This is a genomic window from Mesorhizobium montanum, from assembly GCF_033977145.1.
Classification (GTDB): Bacteria; Pseudomonadota; Alphaproteobacteria; order Rhizobiales; family Rhizobiaceae; genus Mesorhizobium; species Mesorhizobium montanum.
This window is the reverse complement of record NZ_JAVIJF010000005.1, coordinates 110,736-127,200: the sequence shown is the minus strand read 5'-3', so window position 1 is coordinate 127,200 and position 16,465 is coordinate 110,736. Positions and strand designations below refer to the sequence as shown.

The following is a 16,465-nucleotide window of genomic DNA, read 5'->3' as shown; positions in this document are numbered from 1 at the left end:
GAAAGGAAAGCCGATCGGCGTATCCAAAAGCACTGGTCCGCTGCCTATTTGACGCGGCGGACCAACGTGCTCAGCCGCAACGTTCAAGGTGCCTGCGGCGAAAGCGACGAAATGCGACGGAAGTGCAACCATTGCCGCTTGCAGGATCGAAGGGCGGCGGCTATAAGCCCGCGGTCTGGTCACGGAGTGTAGCGCAGTCTGGTAGCGCACCTCGTTCGGGACGAGGGGGTCGCAGGTTCAAATCCTGCCACTCCGACCAGAAAAAACAAGCACTTGGCTTTTCCCGAAAATTGCCGCCCGCCTGAAATCAGGATTGCCGCTAGTCGTCGCCGTAACGCGTCGGCAGGTGGCGCTGTAGTTCCATCGCGTCGTGAAGAACGCGGCCAATTCCGGTGACCTCGGGCGTCATCCGATAGAGCAGGAAATGACGGGGTCGCACGACAATGCCATGTTCGGTCCGCGCGCGGTCCCGACTGTAGCGCAGGTGATGGCTAGGGATCTTGTTTCCCAACTCCGTGCGGGCGATGCTGCCCAGCCGTTCGGGGTCGGTAGCAATGTCGCGCAGAGCCGCGATCAGCAACCGTTCGTAACGGGAACGTGCGATCTCGCCGAAATTGACTTCCGCGTGTGCGAGTATCTGGACGATATCTTCTTTCGCGGCCGCGGAAAGCCGGTACAGGACCATGGCCTTACAAGCCGGTTTTTTTCGCGCGTGCGCTTGCCAATTGTCCCAGGCCACTCATGAATTTTTCAAGGCCGTCTTCAGTAATATCGTCGAAACGACCTTGTTCGATGTTGTGGAAGCCGATGGCGGTCGCTTCCTTGAGCGCCACGAGCTTCGCGGCTTCCCTCGCCTCGCGCTGCTCGACCAGTCGCAAGCCGTCGCGCAACACCTCGCTGGCGTTCTGATAGCGCCCGGTTTTCACCAACCTATCGATCACCTCTTCGAGATGTTCCGTCAGGACAACATTGCGCGTCGGCATCGCGATATCTGCTCCAATTTAACTGGGATTATATAGGAGCATGGCATATTATGCCAATGCTAACTATGGTCGGTCGGCACCGTCGTTCGGATGGGGCTGATCTTACGAATCATCCGACAATGCTCGACAACAGGTTCTCACTTTGACCTAATGGCAACTCCACCCCCGATTTCGGAATGCGCGGGACTGTGGCCGGCGAAGCAAGGTTGGGAGTATGAAGTTCACGCCGACGGGCATTTTACCGATGACTGCGCTCCTGCTGTCCGCAGCAGGCTGCTCGTCGACCGTCGCGTCGATCAGCCCGGCGAAATACGACAAAATGAGCTGCAGCGAGCTAAACAGCGAGCTCGGCGACACCGCCACCGATATTTCGCGCACAGCAATCGCCCGCGGCAAGGTCGCCAGCACCAGCGTGCCAACGTGGCTGCTCGGCGGCGAGCGCGTGAAGACGGTGGTTGCCAATCGCGAAACGGCGAAGATCGAACGGCTGCAGCAACAGCAGCAGGCGATCGTCGCGACGCGGAAACAAAGGTGCGCTTCAGCACCGTGAGGCAAGCCTGATCAGGTTCGCCTGGCTTCAAGCGCTCATGCGGAACCGCGTTACATCGATCGCCGCGTTCATCAGGGTCTGCGTGTAGGCCTCGCGCGGATTGCCGAAGATCTCTTCGGTCGGTCCTTCCTCGACGATCTTGCCCTGCTTCATGACGATGATGTAGTCGGCCATGGCGCGCACCACGGCAAGGTCGTGGCTGATGAACAGGTAGGACAGTTCATGGTCGGCCTGCAGCTTGCGCAGCAGCTCGACAATCTGCTTCTGCACGGACCGATCGAGCGCCGAGGTCGGCTCGTCGAGCACCACCACTTTCGGCTTCAGGATCATAGCACGGGCAATGGCGATGCGCTGGCGCTGGCCGCCGGAGAATTCGTGCGGGTAGCGGTTGCGGGCATTGGGGTCGAGGCCGACCTCGCGCAGCGCCTCGACGGCGCGATGGTCGCGCTGCTTGCCCGTCAGCGAGGGCTCGTGCACCAGCAGTCCTTCGGTGATGACCTGGCCAACCGTCATGCGCGGCGACAGCGAGCCGAACGGATCCTGGAAGACGAGCTGCAACTGGCGCCGCAACGGCCGCATCGCCTGGCGGTCGGCATCGGAAATGTCGCGGTCGCCGAAGCGGATAACGCCGTCGCTGGGCAGGAGCCTGAGCAGCGCGCGGCCGAGCGTCGACTTGCCCGAACCCGATTCGCCGACGATGCCGATCGTCTGGTTGCGCTTCAGCCGAATCGAGATCTTGTCGACCGCGCGCAGCATCAGCGGCTCGCCGCCGAGGAAGCCGCCGCCGATCCTGAAGATGACCTCGACATTGCGGCCTTCGAGCAGAACCGGCGCATTGGCAGGCGCCGCCGCCTTGGTGCCGGTCGGCTCGGCCGCGAGCAGCATCTTGGTGTAGGCATGTTGCGGGTTGGCGAAGAGCGCCTCTGTTTCGCCTTCCTCCACCACCTCGCCCTGGCGCATGACATAGACGCGATCGGCGAAGCGGCGCACGATGCCGAGGTCGTGGGTGATGAAGACGATGGCCATGCCGAGCTTGCGCTGCAGCTCGGCGAGCAGCATCAGGATCTGCGCCTGGATGGTGACGTCGAGCGCCGTCGTCGGCTCGTCGGCGATCAGGATGTCGGGATCGTTGGCCAAAGCCATGGCGATCATGACGCGCTGGCGCTGGCCGCCCGACATTTCGTGCGGATAGGATTTCATCCGCCGCTCGGGATCGGGTATGTGCACCAATCTCAGCAACTTCAGCGCCTCCTCGCGCGCCGCCTGCGCGTTCATGCCACGATGGCGGCGGATCGGCTCGATCAGCTGGTTGCCGATGGTGTAGAGCGGATCGAGCGATGTCATCGGCTCCTGGAAGATCATGCTGATCTTGCGGCCGCGAACCTTGTTGAGCTCGCTCTTCGACATGGTCAGAAGGTTCTTGCCGCGATAGTCAACGGCGCCTGTCGCCTCGCCGTTGGACGAGAGCAGGCTCATCGCCGCCATCATCGTCTGGCTCTTGCCGGACCCGGATTCGCCGACGACGGCGACCGTCTCCCCGGCATTGACCTTGATGTTGACGCCTTTGACGGCCTCCACCGTGCCGTCGAGGGTCTGGAAGCGGACGCGCAGGTCCTTGACGGTGAGGATCGTTTCGGAAGCCATGTCAGCGATCCCCATCTTTATCGATCTTTTGGGTCGAGCGCGTCGCGCAGGCCGTCGCCGACGAAATTCAAGGCAAATAGCGTCGAGACAAGGAAAAAAGCCGGGTATAGAAGCAGCCAGTTGGCGTAGCCGATGTTCTTGGCGCCGACGGAGATCAGCACGCCCCAGCTGGTCATCGGCTCCTGCACGCCGAGGCCAAGGAAAGAGAGGAAGCTCTCCAGGATGATGACCTGCGGCACCAAAAGCGTCATGTAGATGACCACCGGGCCGAGCAGATTGGGAATGACATGGCGCAACAGGATGCCGCGCTGGCCGACGCCCATGGCCTCGGCCGCCTGGACATATTCCTGCCGGCGGATCGACAGCGCCTGGCCGCGCACGATGCGGGCCATATCGAGCCACAGCACCGCGCCGACCGCCAAAAACATCAGCACGAAGTTGCGGCCGAAGAACACCACCAGCATGATGACGAAGAAGATGAAGGGCAAGGAATAGAGCACGTCGACGATGCGCATCATCACCTCGTCGACCTTGCCGCCGGAAAAGCCCGCGGTCGCGCCGTAAATGACGCCGATGACGCCGGCGACGACGCCGGCAAGCAGGCCGATGGCTAAAGATATCCGCCCGGCCATCAGCGTGCGCGAGAGCAGGTCGCGGCCGGTGTTGTCGGTGCCGAAGAGGAAATATTGCTGCTTCACGGCCGAGCTCATCGTCAGTTCGAGACCGTCGGCCGACTTGTTCTCTATTTTGGTATCGTCGAAGGCGTCGGAGCGGTCGAGATAGCGGATGTTGCGGTCGTCGATCGGCTTGGTCGAGGTGACGGTAACGATGACGCGGTTGCCGTCCTGGTGCCATTCCTTGATGTCGGCGCGCATGCGCTTGATGGCGTCGCTCAGCGCGCCCTGAAGCATGTCCGGCTTCGGATAGGCCGAAAGGCTCGGCGGCGTGCGGACATAGTCCCCATAGATGGTCGTGTATTCGTGCGGAACGAGCGATGGGCCGAACACGCTGATGACGGCGATCAGCGCCAGATAGTAGAGGCTAAACATCGCGGCGCGGTTGCGCTTCAGCCGCGCCCAGGCATTGCCCCAGAGCGAGCGGCCGACGATAGGCTCGGGTACGGCGACGGCAAGATCAGTCATAGCGCACCCTCGGATCGACGACCGCGTAGAGAAGATCGACGATCAGGTTGAAGACGATGGTGAAGAGCGCGATCACCACCACGGTTCCCATGACCAGCGTATAATCGCGGTTGAGCGCGGCATCGACGAAGTAGCGGCCGACGCCCGGAATGGAAAAGATCGTCTCGACGATGATCGAGCCGGTCAAGAGCGCGGCCGCCGCCGGGCCGGTGAACGAGACGATCGGCAGCACGGCGCCGCGCAGCGCGTGCTTGACCACCACCGACCAATCCGACAGGCCGAGCGCGCGGGCGGTGCGGATATGGTGCGAGCGCAGGCTCTCGATCATCGAGCCGCGCATCAGGCGGGCGACGATGGCGATCTGCGGCAAGGCCAGCGTCAGCACCGGGCCGACCTTGTTGATCAAGGCGCCGTCGCCCCAGCCGCCGATCGGCAAAAGCTTCCAGGAGAGCCCGAAGACGAGTTGGATCACCGGCGCGATGACGAAGGTGGGGATGGTGCTGCCGGCCGTGGCCAAAGCGATCACCGAATAGTCGGCTATCTTGTTCTGGTTGAGCGCCGCGATCGTGCCGAGGATGGAGCCGAGCAGCAGCGCCAGGATCAGCGCCGACGAACCGATCTGGATGGAGATCGGCAGGCCCTTGGCGAAGAGCTCGGTGACGGTGAAGTCCGGCAAATTGTAGCTCGGACCGAAATTGCCGCGCAAAAGATTGCCGAGATAGTGGACATATTGCAGCCAGAGCGGATCGTTGAGGCCGAACTGGGCTTCGAGATTGGCCCTGATCTCGGGGCTCAACCCCCGCTCCTGGTTGAACGGGCCGCCCGGCGCGACACGGATCAGGAAGAACGCCACCGTCACGATGACGAATAGCGTCGGGATGGCGGTCAACAACCGCCGGAAGATATAACGCAGCATCGGCGCCCCGCTTCAGCCAGGGCGACAGCTCTCAGACGAGACCGTGGCGCGCTGGCATCTCTGATCTTCGCACCGGCATGCCCGAAAATCCAACCCTGACTTTCGGACCGGCACGACGACAGACCGCAACCGCCGCTGCCCAAAATGGGAGCGGCGGCACGGCCAAGGTTTCTTGTCAGTCCTTGGAGATGAAGCGGGACGGATGGATGTCCATCACATTGTCGTCGAAGCCATGCAGCTTCGAGGAAACGATGTCGTGGTAGCTGTAGTAGAGCAGCGGGATCTCGCCGACGTCGTCGACGAGAATGCGCTCGGCCTCGGCGAGGTCTTTCATGCGCTCCTCGGGCTTGCCGCCGGCGGCGGCTGCCTTGTCCATCGCGGCCTCATAGGCCGGGCTGTTGTAGCTCGAGTAGTTGTTGCCGCTCGCCTTGCGCGAGATGCCGAGGAAGGTCTCCGGATCCTTGTAGTCGGCGATCCAGGCGGCGCGGGCGACGTCGTAGTTACCCTTCTGCTCGAGGAAGCTGTAATGGGTCTTGGTGTCGGTATTGAGCAGCGTCACTTCGACGCCGAGCGGCTTCAGCTGTTCCTGGATGGCGACCGCGGTGTTCTTATGGTTCTCCGAGGTGTTGTATCGGATCTCCATCTTCAACGGATGCTCGGGTGTATAGCCGAGTTTCTCGAGGATCTTCTTGGCAGCGTCCTCGCGGTCGATCTGCGACATGTCGGCGTATTTGGCCAGTGCCGGCGTGTAGCCCTCGACGCCCGGGGGCACCATCGAATAGCCGGGCAGCATCGAGTTCTGCCAGACCTTCTCGGCGAGGAAGTCGCGATCGATCGCCATCGAGATGGCGTTGCGTAGCTCGACATTGTTCCACGGCGCCTTGTCGGTCTTGACCGCATAATAATAGGTGCCGAGATATGGCCCGACACGGACCTGGTCGCCGAATTTGGTCTTGAGATCGGCGAGCTGTTCGGTCGGCAGGTCACCATAACTGTCAAGTTCGCCGGCCTCGAAGCGCTTCATCGCCGACGAGCGATCCTCGGTCGGGATGTAGTTGACCGTGTCGATCTTGACGCTGCCGGCGTCCCAGAACTTGGGGTTCTTGACCAGTTTCATATGGTCGTTGGGCACCCACTCCGCCAGCGTATAGGCGCCGTTGGAAACCAACTTGCCCGGCTTGATCCAGTCGGCGCCAAGCTTGTCCATGGAGGCCTTGTTGACCGGATAGGTCGCCTGATGGGTCAGCATCTCCAGAAAGTAAGGCGTCGGCGCCTTGAGCGTGACCTCGAGGGTATTTGCGTCAATCGCCTTGACGCCCATATCCTCCGGCTTGCCCTTCTTGGTGTTGAAGTCCTCAGCGCCCTTTACCGGATAGAGCATGGAAGCGTATTCGGCAGCGGTGGCCGGATCTTCCAGCCGACGGAACGAAAAGACGAAGTCGTCCGCCGTCACCGGGCTGCCATCCGACCAGAGGCCGTCCTTGCGCAGCTTGAAGGTGTAGACAGTGCCGTCGTCGGACACCGTCCAGCTTTCGGCAGCGCCTGGAATGAGGTTCGTCTTCTGGTCATGCATGACGAGGCCCTGGAACAGGTCGCGTATGATATCGGCTTCGTAGACCGTCGACGTCTTGTGCGGATCGACCGTCTCCGCCTCGGCGGCGGATCCGCGGTTGTAGACGGTCTCGGCGAAGGCCGGCGTGTAGAAGGTGCCGGCGGCCAAGGCCATGGTGGTGGCGAACACGGTCGCCTTCAGCAGATTTTTCAGCATGAAGTTCTCCCTTTGGACGCGGCCCCTCAACCACGCCCTTCAAGTGTTGACGCCCCGGAACCGTTCGACGGGCTCCTTTTGAGCGTGCCGCCGGTCCCTTCCGGCGGCTGGTGGCGGCGAGACTAGACACAGCGAAATCTTATTTCAACCGCCCGCTGCTTGACGTTGAGTGAGCAGCGCCTCGCTAAAACAGCGTAATCTAAAGCTAAGACCCTCCGTTCAACTTGGTGCATCTTTTGGTTGTTCCAGCCGTTTTCTGTTTTTGCAGGCAGGTCTTGGCATTCTCCGGACCATGCTGAAGAACCGAAGAATCCTTGCTCCTTGGTCTCGTTTCAGGGCGGACGCCACGGGCACGTCGGCAATCGAATTCGCCATGCTGGCGCCGATCTTCATCCTGCTTCTGCTCGGCATGGTTGCATACGGAATCTATTTCGGCGCCAGCCATTCGGTGCAACAGATCGCCGCCGATGCGGCGCGAACGGCGATTGCCGGCCTCAACCAGGCCGAGCGGCAGGCACTGGTTACCGATTTTATCGCTCACGACGTCGCGGGCTATCCATTCGTGGATCCCAACAAGCTGACCGTCAACGCGCAGGACAGCGCCGCCGACGGCAGCCAGTTCGTCGTCTCGGTCAGTTATGACGCGCGCAACCTGCCGATCTGGAACCTGTTCCGGACGCTGCCGCTGCCGGGTACGACGATCAAGAGTCAATCGACGATCCGCGTCGGAGGCATATGATGCCCGCCAAGGGTGATTGATGGCGGCGACGCGACGGCTGCTCGCCGACCGGAGCGCCAATTTCGCCATCATGACGGCGCTCTGCACGCCGGTGGCGCTGGCGCTGACCGCCTTCGCGATCGATGAGGGCTCGCTTTACAACGAACGCCGGGCCGCTCAGTCGATCGTGGACCTTGCCGCCATCACCGCTGCCTCGAACATCACCAATGCTCAGCAGGCGGTGCTGACGACGCTCGGCGACAACGGCACCACCTCCGTCGCCGTGCAGCAACAGGGCACGACCGTGGCGCCAACCGCCACCAAGGCCGTCGTCCAGGTCGTGCCGGGGCGCTACACGGGCGTTAGCAGCATTGCCGCCGGCAGCCGGTTCGAGGCAGGCAAGCTGCCCTACAATGCCGTGCAGGTGTCGCTGAAGAAGCAGGGCACGCTCTATTTCGCCGGCTCGATCATGTCGCCGCCCACCATCGGCACGACCGCCATCGCCGGCGCCCAACCGCAAGCGGCTTTTTCGGTCGGATCGCGGCTTGCCAGCCTCAATGGCGGTCTTCTCAACGCGCTCCTCGGCGGCCTTCTCGGCGGCAACATCTCGCTCAGCGTGATGGATTACAATTCGCTGATCTCAGCCGATGTCGATGTTCTTTCCTTCACCGATGCGCTGGCGACGCAACTGCATCTGACTGGCGTGAGCTATTCCGACGTGCTCGCCTCGAAGGCAACCGTCGGACAGATCGCCACCGCCATGGCCAACGTACCGGGGTTGGACCGCACGGCCAAGATCGCCTTGCAGACCATGGCCTCCAGCGCCACCAGCACCGTCAAGTTTCCGCTCAGCAGTCTCGTCGACCTGGGCTCGGTGGGCAGCCTCGGCTTCGGGCAACAGCCCGCCGGGCTGTCGGTCGATGCCAGCGCGCTCAGCATGCTGACGGCGGCGGCAGCACTCGCCAACGGCACGAACCAGGTCGCGGTCAACCTCGGCGCCACCGTACCCGGGCTGACATTGACGACGCTTGCCATTGCCATCGGCGAGCCGATGCAGAACTCGCCCTGGCTGGCGGTGGGCGAAGCGGGCACCGTGGTGCGCACCGCGCAGACGCGCATCAAGCTCAACGCCAGCGTCACCGCTGGCACGCCTAACCTTGGCGGCGGCATCAAGCTACTCGCGGTCAACCTGCCGCTCAATGTCGAGGTCGCCTACGCCGAGGCGAAGCTGACCGACATAAGCTGCCCGACAGGCGCGGCCAGCATCAAGGTCTCGATCGCCGCTCAGCCCGGTGTCGTCGAGGCGCATCTCGCAAACAGCAATGCCAGCGGCTTTGCCGACTTCACGCAGCCGCAGTCCTTCTCCAACGCCGACATCGCGGACTTAAGGCTGGCGCTCATTCCGCTGCTGCAGGTGACTGGCTCCTCTGCGTTCTCGGTCACCAACATGGCGCCGACGAACCTGACCTTCAGCGCTACCGACATCACCAACAAGACGATCAAGACGGTGTCGACGAAGAACCTGACGCAGTCGCTCACCACGTCGCTGGTCAACAACCTGTCGCTGACGGTCAACGCGCTCGGTCTCGGCATCGACCTCACCGCGTTGCTAGGCACGGTGAAGCCGGCGGTGACGACGCTGCTCAACAGCGTGACCGCACCGGTCGACGACCTGGTCTACGATGTGCTTGGGGCACTTGGCGTCCATGTCGGCGAGGCCGATGTGAGGGTCACGGGCGCGACCTGCGGACGTTCGGTGCTCGTTCAGTAAGCAATCCGAGCGAGGAAACAACCGAGCGGCGGCAAGATGAGCGCTCCCTCCTCGGGAAAGCCGGACGCATCGACCGCAAGGTCTATCGCTTCGATCTGTCCGAACTCCGCCGGCAGCGTCCAGCCCGCCGGTTCGCCGGCGAAGTTGAAGACGCAGAGCAGCTTTTCTCCGCCGCCCTCACGGACAAAGGCCAGCAGATCGCCTTCGGCATCAAGGAACCGGATCGAGCCACCGATCAGCGCCGGATGGCGCTTGCGCAGCGCCAGGATCGAGCGATAGGCGGAAAGGACCGAGCCATCCCGACCATCCTGAACGTCTACCGCACGCGCACGATGCACTTGCGGTACCGGCAGCCAGGGCTTGCCGGTGGAGAAGCCGGCATTTTCCGCCTCCGCCTGCCAAACCATCGGGGTGCGGCAGCCGTCCCTGCCCTTCACACCCGGCCAGAAGCGGATGCCGACAGGGTCGCGCAAGTCCTCATAGGCAAGCTCGGCCTCATCGAGGCCGAGTTCCTCGCCCTGGTAGAGGCAGATCGAGCCGCGCAGGCAGGAAAGCAGCGCGATTGCGAATTTCGCCACCGTTTCGGGATTTCCGCCTGGCCGTGTCCAGCGGCTGACATGGCGCACGACATCATGATTGGAGAAGGCCCAGCAGACCCAGCCGTCGGCGACGGCGTTCTCGAACGCCTCGACGCAGCCGCGAATATGGGCGGCGGAAAATTGCGGGCTGAGCAGGTCGAATGTGTAGCACATCTGCAGTTTGTCGCCGCCGGAAACATAAGCGGCGAGCGTCTGTAGAGAACGCTCCTCGTCACCCACCTCGCCGACCGCGGCGCGGTCCGGATATTCGTCGAGCAGCCCGCGGAAACGTTTCAGGAAATCGAGGTTTTCGGGACGCGACTTGTCGAAGAGATGCTCCTGGAAGCCATAGGTGGTGGCCGAATCGTTGGTGCCGGCGACGCTTGACGCTAAGGGCGGGTTGTCGCGCAGCCAGCGGTCATGGACATAGTAGTTGACGGTATCCAGCCGAAAGCCGTCGACGCCGCGCTCGAGCCAGAAACGCACCGTGTCCAAAAGCGCGTCCTGAACATCCGGATTGTGGAAGTTCAAGTCCGGCTGCGCGGCGAGGAAGTTGTGCATGTAATATTGGTGACGCGTGGCGTCCCATTCCCAGGACGGTCCACCGAACACCGACAGCCAGTTGTTGGGGGCATTGCCGTCGGGTCTGGCGTCGGCCCAGACATACCAGTCGGCCTTGGCATTGTCGCGGCTGGCGCGGCTTTCGACGAACCATTCATGCTTGTCGGAAGAATGCGAGATCACCTGGTCGATGATGAGTTTCAGGCCGAGCCGATGCGCCTCGGCGATCAGCGCGTCGAAATCCTCGAGCGTGCCGAACATCGGATCGACGTCGCGATAGTCCGACACATCGTAGCCCATGTCGGCCATCGGTGACTTGAAGAAGGGCGACAGCCAAATGGCGTCGACGCCGAGAGACGCGATATGGGCGAGCCGCGCGGTGATGCCCTTCAAGTCGCCGCTACCGTCGCCGCTGGTATCCTGAAAGGAGCGCGGATAGACTTGGTAGATGACGCAGCCGCGCCACCATTCGGCCCTCTGTTCCGGGTTCTCGCGGGCCATCACAAACCCTTCCTGCTGCGCGATTTAGCGGCACGCCGCTCGATCATGAAACCGACGCTGCGACCAGGCAAAGGCCGCGAGAGGTCGACCTGCTGCGTCTCGATCGCCGGGCGCCATTCAAATCCGTCCCGCGCCGGTAAGGTGAAGACGCATTGCCGGCGATCGCCATTGATCACAACCGCCAGCCGGCCGCCTCCGGCATCGCCGAGCAGCATGACGAGGCGATGCCGGCCGGAATCGTTCCAGTCGGACTCGCCGAGCGGCGCGCCGGTCTCGGTCAGCCAGGCTACGTCGGGGATGTCCGATCTGTCGGCGGGCTCGCCGGTCAGGAAGCGCGTATCCGCCAGCGCCGGAAAGGCGCGGCGTAGCGCAGCGAGCGAAGATGCGTATTGCTCCAGCGCCCGATCGCGGCCGGCCCAGTCGAGCCAGGTGATGGCGTTGTCCTGCGCATAGGCGTTGTTGTTGCCTTTCTGCGTGCGGCCGAATTCGTCGCCGGCGGTCAGCATGATGGTGCCGCGCGAGGCAAAAAGCGTCGCCAGCAACGCGCACTGGTCGCAGAAGCGGGTCCTGGCGATCGCCTCGTCGTCCGTTTCGCCCTCGGCGCCGTTGTTCCAGGACAAATTGTCGTTGTGGCCGTCGCGGTTCTGCTCGCCATTGGCCTCGTTGTGCTTGCGCTCATAGGCGACGATGTCGGTAAGCGTCATGCCGTCATGCGCGGCGATGAAATTGACCGTGCGGCTCGTCGGCTGGCCGTCCCTGCCGAAGACATCGGAGGACCCGGCAAGCCGCGTCGCAAGCGCACCGATCGTACCGGTATCGCCGCGCCAGAAGCGCCTGACATCGTCGCGGCAGCGGTCGTTCCACTCCAGGTATGGCGGGCGGAAATTGCCGAGCTGGTAGCCGTTCGGGCCGATGTCCCAAGGCTCTACGATCAACACCCGGTCGGCGAGAACAGGATCGCCGGCGATGGCCTGGAGCAGCGGCGCATCCGGATCGAAGGCTCCGTCGACCCGTCCGAGCACTGGCGCCAGATCGAAGCGGAAGCCGTCGACGCCGGCGAAGCGGACGAAATGGCGCAGCGTGTCGAGCACCATCTCGCGCATCACCTGATGGTCGCAGGCGATCGTGTTGCCGGTTCCGGTGTCGTTGACCAGCCTGCCGTCGGGCTGATGCCGGTAATAGGCCTGCGCGTCGAGGCCGCGCAGCGACAGCGTCGGGCCGAGCCGGTCGCTCTCGCCGGTGTGGTTGAAGACGAGGTCGAGGATGGTGCCGATGCCCGCCTTGCGCAGCGCGGCGACGGCATCACGCAATTCCTCGAGGCCGCCGGGCGCCAGGCGCGGGTCGAGCGCCATGAAGGTGACGGGATTGTAGCCCCACGCATTGGTCAGGCCCAGCGGCGGCAGGTGCCGCTCGTCGATCGACGCCGTGACCGGCATCAGCTCAACGGCGGAGACGCCGAGACGTTTCAGGTGCTCGACGACGGCAGGATGAGCGAGCGCCGCGATGGTTCCGCGCTGCGTTTCCGGCACGTCCGGATGCAGCTTGGTGAAGGAGCGGACATTGAGCTCGTAGATCAGGCCGCCTGGCTGAAAGAGAGGTGGCTTGGCCGGCACTGGCTTGGGCAGGGACCGGGCTATCGCCTTCGGCATCAACAAAGCAGTGTCGGCGCCTTCATTGCGTTTGGCGGCAAGCCGCCAGTGATATTGGTAGGGACGATCGATCTCGACGGCATAGGGGTCGGTGAGCAGCTTGTCCGGGTCGAACCACAGCCCGCGGTCCGGCGCATAATCACCGTCGCCGCGAAAGCCGTAGCGCGTGCCCGATGCAGGGCCGGAGACCAAGAGCGCGTGCACGCCGTCGCCTTCGGAATTGAGCTCCAAACGGTCGAGTTCGCGCGCGCCGCTGTCGTCGAAAAGCGAGACCCACAGGCGCCTCGCCGATGACGACCAGACGGCGAAGCGGATGCCTTCGGGGGTGATGGTGGCACCGAGCTGGGTCATGGGCGCGCCTCACCTTCTCCCCTTGTGGGAGAAGGTGGATCGGCGCGGAGCGCCGAGACGGATGAGGGGTGTTGGAAGGAATGAGGCGCCGGTGTTCTGGGCGCCGGTTTGCGCCAAGCTGGAGCACCCCTCATCCGTCCGAGCTTCGCTCGGCCACCTTCTCCCACAAGGGGAGAAGGGAAAGCCTCCTCTTGCACCCTCAAGTAATCACGCTTGGCTTGTTGCGGCCGGTGTGGCCCTTGATGCCGGCGATGTCGTCCGCCGCGGCGATGAGGTCGGCGAGGGCTTCCTGGGTGTCGAGATCGTGCCTGGCCTTGTCCGGCTCGTAGCGCTCGATATAGACCCGCAGCGTCGCGCCCGACGTGCCGGTGCCGGAGAGGCGCAGGACGACGCGCGAGCCGCCCTCGAACAGAATCCTGATGCCCTGGTTCTTGCTCACCGAGCCGTCGACCGGATCGTGATAGGCAAAATCGTCGGCCTTGGCGATCTTGAGGCCGCGCACGCTTGTGCCGGGCAGCGAGCCGAGCTTGGCGCGCAATTCGTCGACCAGTGCGTTGGCGCGATCGCTCTCCACCTCCTCATAGTCGTGGCGCGAATAGTAATTGCGGCCGTAGGTCGCCCAGTGCTCGGTGACGATGTCCTTGCAGCTCTCTGCGCGCACCGCGAGGATGTTGAGCCACAGAAGCACGGCCCACAGCCCGTCCTTCTCGCGCACATGGTTAGAGCCCGTGCCGGCGCTTTCCTCGCCGCAGATCGTCGCCATGCCGGCGTCGAGCAGGTTGCCGAAGAACTTCCAGCCGGTCGGCGTCTCGTAGATGCCGATACCAAGCTTTTCGGCGACGCGGTCGGCGGCGCCGCTGGTCGGCATCGAGCGCGCGATGCCTTTCAAACCTTCCTTGTAGCCCGGCGCCAGGCTAGCATTGGCGGCAAGCATCGCCACCGAATCGGACGGCGTGACGAAGATGCCCTTGCCGATGATCAGGTTGCGGTCGCCGTCGCCGTCGGAGGCGGCGCCGAAATCCGGCGCGTCGGGGCCCATCATCTCGTCATAGAGATGCTTTGCGTGCACCAGGTTCGGATCCGGATGATGACCGCCGAAATCCGGCAGCGGTTTGAAGTTGCGGCAGGTGCCGTTGGGCGCGCCGAGGCGGCGCTCGAAGATCTCCTTGGCGTAAGGACCGGTCACCGCATGCATGGCGTCGAAGCGCAGGCGGAAGCCATATTTGAAGTTGGCGCGGATGGCGTCGAAGTCGAACAGGCTTTCCATCAGCTCGGCATAGTCCTTGACCGGGTCGAATATCTCGACGGTCATGTCGCCGGCCTTGGCGGTGCCGATGGTGTCGATGTCGATGGCGCCGATATCGGCGATCTTAAAGCTCTTGATCTCCTTCGACTTGGCAAAGATCGCGTCGGTGATCCTTTCCGGCGCCGGGCCGCCATTGCCGGCGTTGTACTTGATGCCGAAATCCTCGTGCGGGCCGCCGGGATTGTGGCTGGCCGAGAGGATGATGCCGCCGAAGGTCTTGTATTTGCGGATGATGTTGGAGGCGGCCGGCGTCGACAAGATGCCGCCCTGGCCGACCATCACCTTGCCGAAGCCGTTGCCGGCGGCGATGGCAATGGCCTTCTGGATGACTTCCCGATTGTAGAAGCGGCCGTCGCCGCCGATCACCAGCGTCTTGCCCTGGAAACCGTCCAGCGCATCGAAGATCGACTGGATGAAGTTCTCGGCATAGTGCTCCTGCTGGAACACGGGCACCTTCTTGCGCAGGCCGGACGTGCCGGGCTTCTGGTCGGTGTAGGGTTTGGTCGGGACGGTTCTGATCATGCCTCAGGCAGCCCTTTTCGAAAGCAGCAAGCGATAGAGTTCGACGTATTTTTCGGCGCTCTTGTCCCAGGAGACATCGGCCTTCATGCCCTGGCGCTGGATCGATGCCCAGACAGCCGGCCTGGCGTGGACCTCGACCAGACGCTGGATGGCATGCAGCATCGCGCCGCCATTGTTGGGCGCGAACTGGAAGCCGGTGGCGACACCGGCTGTCAATGCAGCTTCATTGGCGTCGATGATGGTGTCGGCAAGGCCGCCGGTACGGGCGACCACCGGCACGCAGCCATAGCGCAGGCCATAAAGCTGGGTCAGCCCGCAGGGCTCGAAGCGCGACGGGATAACGATGGCGTCGCAGCCACCCTGCATGGTGTGCGAAAGCCCCTCGTCATAACCGACGACGACGCCGACACGGCCGCGATGGCGGGCAGCGGCGGCGAGCAGCGTGCCTTCGAGGCCGGCGTCGCCCGAGCCCAGGATCGCCAACCGCGCGCCGGCGGCGACGATGCCGTCGACGACCGCGGCCAGAATATCCATGCCCTTCTGCCAGGTCAGCCGGCTGACGACACAGACGATCGGGCTGCCGTCCGCCTCCAGGCCGAAACGCTCTTCGACCGCCTTGCGGTTCTTGGCGCGCGCTGCCAGCGTATCGGCGGAATAATTGGCAACCAGATGCTTGTCGGTCTCGGGATTCCAGATGTCGACATCGATGCCGTTGACGATGCCGTGGAGATCGGTGGCGCGCATATTGATCAGCCCGTCGAGGCCCATGCCGAATTCCGGCGAGCGGATTTCCTGCGCATAGGTCGGGCTCACCGTTGTGATCGCCCAGGCGGCCTGGAGGCCGGCCTTCAGATAACCGACGCCGCCATAATATTCGACGCCGTCGAGCTGCATGGCCACGGCCGGCAGGCCGAGCTCGCCGAAGATGCCGGCGCCGAACTGACCCTGGAAGGCAAGGTTGTGCACGGTGATCAGCGACGGCACGCCGACCGCCTTGCCGTAGCGCATGTAAGCGAGCGTCATCGCCGACTGCCAGTCATGGGCATGGACAATGTCGGGCTGGTAGCCGGAGATCGCGCCGCCGGCGATGTCGCCGCCGGCCTGGCTGAGCGCCGCGAAGCGCCGCCAATTGTCGGGCCAGTCGGCGCCGGAAGCGGTGCCGTAAGGGCCGCCCTGGCGACCGAAGAGATGCGGTGCGTCAAGCACGAAGAGGTCGAGATCGCCGATCTTGACGGCATGGATCGAGGCTTTGCCGCCCTGCAGCAGCGGGTATTGGTAGACGGCCTTCTTCTTGGCGAAGGCTGCCATCACCACGGGATAGCCGGGAACCAGCGTGCGGATCGCCACGCCCTTGGGGCCAAGCGCGATCGGCAAGGCGCCGGTCACGTCGGCAAGCCCGCCGGTCTTGATCAGCGGAAAGATTTCGGGCGTGACCGAGAGAACCTGCATTCGCCTACGATCCACTGCTAAAGTGACAACTTGGTGATCAAACTGACAGCTTGCGG

Annotated in this window: 13 protein-coding genes and 1 tRNA gene; 4 read left to right on the top strand and 10 right to left on the bottom strand. The window is 63.5% G+C overall.

Features of this window, described 5'->3' with window-relative positions; genetic code table 11:
* Window positions 1–182 precede the first annotated feature (182 nt).
* Window positions 183–259 (top strand) — tRNA-Pro (locus tag RFM68_RS08460).
* Between the two features lie 60 nt (window positions 260–319).
* Here RFM68_RS08460 and RFM68_RS08455 read toward each other — a convergent pair.
* The gene (locus RFM68_RS08455) at window positions 320–685 is read right to left on the bottom strand and encodes a type II toxin-antitoxin system RelE/ParE family toxin (RefSeq protein WP_320232268.1); all 366 of its coding nucleotides are present in this window, start codon (window positions 683–685) and stop codon (window positions 320–322) included.
* A 4-nt stretch (window positions 686–689) separates the two neighbouring features.
* Window positions 690–983: a type II toxin-antitoxin system ParD family antitoxin gene (locus tag RFM68_RS08450; protein ID WP_320232267.1), complete on the bottom strand. Its 294-nt coding sequence runs from the start codon at window positions 981–983 to the stop codon at window positions 690–692.
* A 214-nt stretch (window positions 984–1,197) separates the two neighbouring features.
* On the opposite strand from RFM68_RS08450, the gene RFM68_RS08445 reads away from it, so the two are divergent.
* Window positions 1,198–1,533: a hypothetical protein gene (locus RFM68_RS08445; protein ID WP_320232266.1), complete on the top strand. Its 336-nt coding sequence runs from the start codon at window positions 1,198–1,200 to the stop codon at window positions 1,531–1,533.
* 27 nt (window positions 1,534–1,560) lie between these two features.
* Here the strand turns inward: RFM68_RS08445 and RFM68_RS08440 are convergent, their stop codons facing one another.
* From RFM68_RS08440 to RFM68_RS08425, 4 genes are all read right to left on the bottom strand, one after another.
* A complete protein-coding gene (locus RFM68_RS08440) occupies window positions 1,561–3,177 on the bottom strand; it encodes an ABC transporter ATP-binding protein (protein WP_320232265.1) in 1,617 nt (538 codons plus the stop codon).
* Between the two features lie 17 nt (window positions 3,178–3,194).
* Window positions 3,195–4,319 (bottom strand): ABC transporter permease, encoded by a 1,125-nt coding sequence (locus tag RFM68_RS08435; RefSeq protein WP_320232264.1) that lies wholly within the window; start codon window positions 4,317–4,319, stop codon window positions 3,195–3,197.
* Window positions 4,312–5,235, bottom strand: coding sequence for an ABC transporter permease subunit (locus RFM68_RS08430; RefSeq protein WP_320232263.1), 924 nt, complete (start codon window positions 5,233–5,235; stop codon window positions 4,312–4,314). The genes RFM68_RS08435 and RFM68_RS08430 overlap by 8 nt, the downstream gene beginning before the upstream one ends.
* Window positions 5,236–5,410: 175 nt before the next feature.
* The gene (locus RFM68_RS08425) at window positions 5,411–7,003 is read right to left on the bottom strand and encodes a peptide ABC transporter substrate-binding protein (RefSeq protein ID WP_320232262.1); all 1,593 of its coding nucleotides are present in this window, start codon (window positions 7,001–7,003) and stop codon (window positions 5,411–5,413) included.
* A gap of 169 nt (window positions 7,004–7,172) precedes the next feature.
* Here RFM68_RS08425 and RFM68_RS08420 point away from each other — a divergent pair, with 169 nt between their 5' ends.
* Entirely contained in the window at window positions 7,173–7,742 is a 570-nt protein-coding gene (locus RFM68_RS08420; RefSeq protein ID WP_320232261.1) for a TadE/TadG family type IV pilus assembly protein, read from the top strand.
* A gap of 19 nt (window positions 7,743–7,761) precedes the next feature.
* On the top strand, window positions 7,762–9,492 hold the full coding sequence (locus tag RFM68_RS08415) for a TadG family pilus assembly protein (protein WP_320232260.1): 1,731 nt from the start codon (window positions 7,762–7,764) through the stop codon (window positions 9,490–9,492).
* Here the strand turns inward: RFM68_RS08415 and bglA are convergent.
* The 4 genes from bglA to glgA all read right to left on the bottom strand — a co-directional run bounded on the left by bglA (window position 9,486) and on the right by glgA (window position 16,409).
* Window positions 9,486–11,132 carry a beta-galactosidase BglA gene (gene bglA, locus RFM68_RS08410; RefSeq protein WP_320232259.1) on the bottom strand — a complete coding sequence of 549 codons (1,647 nt, stop codon included), beginning with the start codon at window positions 11,130–11,132 and terminating at the stop codon, window positions 9,486–9,488. The two genes, RFM68_RS08415 and bglA, sit on opposite strands and share 7 nt — an antisense overlap.
* A complete protein-coding gene (gene glgX, locus RFM68_RS08405; RefSeq protein ID WP_320232258.1) occupies window positions 11,132–13,132 on the bottom strand; it encodes a glycogen debranching protein GlgX in 2,001 nt (666 codons plus the stop codon). The genes bglA and glgX overlap by 1 nt, the downstream gene beginning before the upstream one ends.
* A 199-nt stretch (window positions 13,133–13,331) precedes the next feature.
* Window positions 13,332–14,960 (bottom strand): alpha-D-glucose phosphate-specific phosphoglucomutase, encoded by a 1,629-nt coding sequence (locus tag RFM68_RS08400; protein WP_320232257.1) that lies wholly within the window; start codon window positions 14,958–14,960, stop codon window positions 13,332–13,334.
* Window positions 14,961–14,963: 3 nt separating this feature from the next.
* Window positions 14,964–16,409 carry a glycogen synthase GlgA gene (gene glgA, locus RFM68_RS08395; protein ID WP_320232256.1) on the bottom strand — a complete coding sequence of 482 codons (1,446 nt, stop codon included), beginning with the start codon at window positions 16,407–16,409 and terminating at the stop codon, window positions 14,964–14,966.
* Window positions 16,410–16,465: the final 56 nt, after the last annotated feature.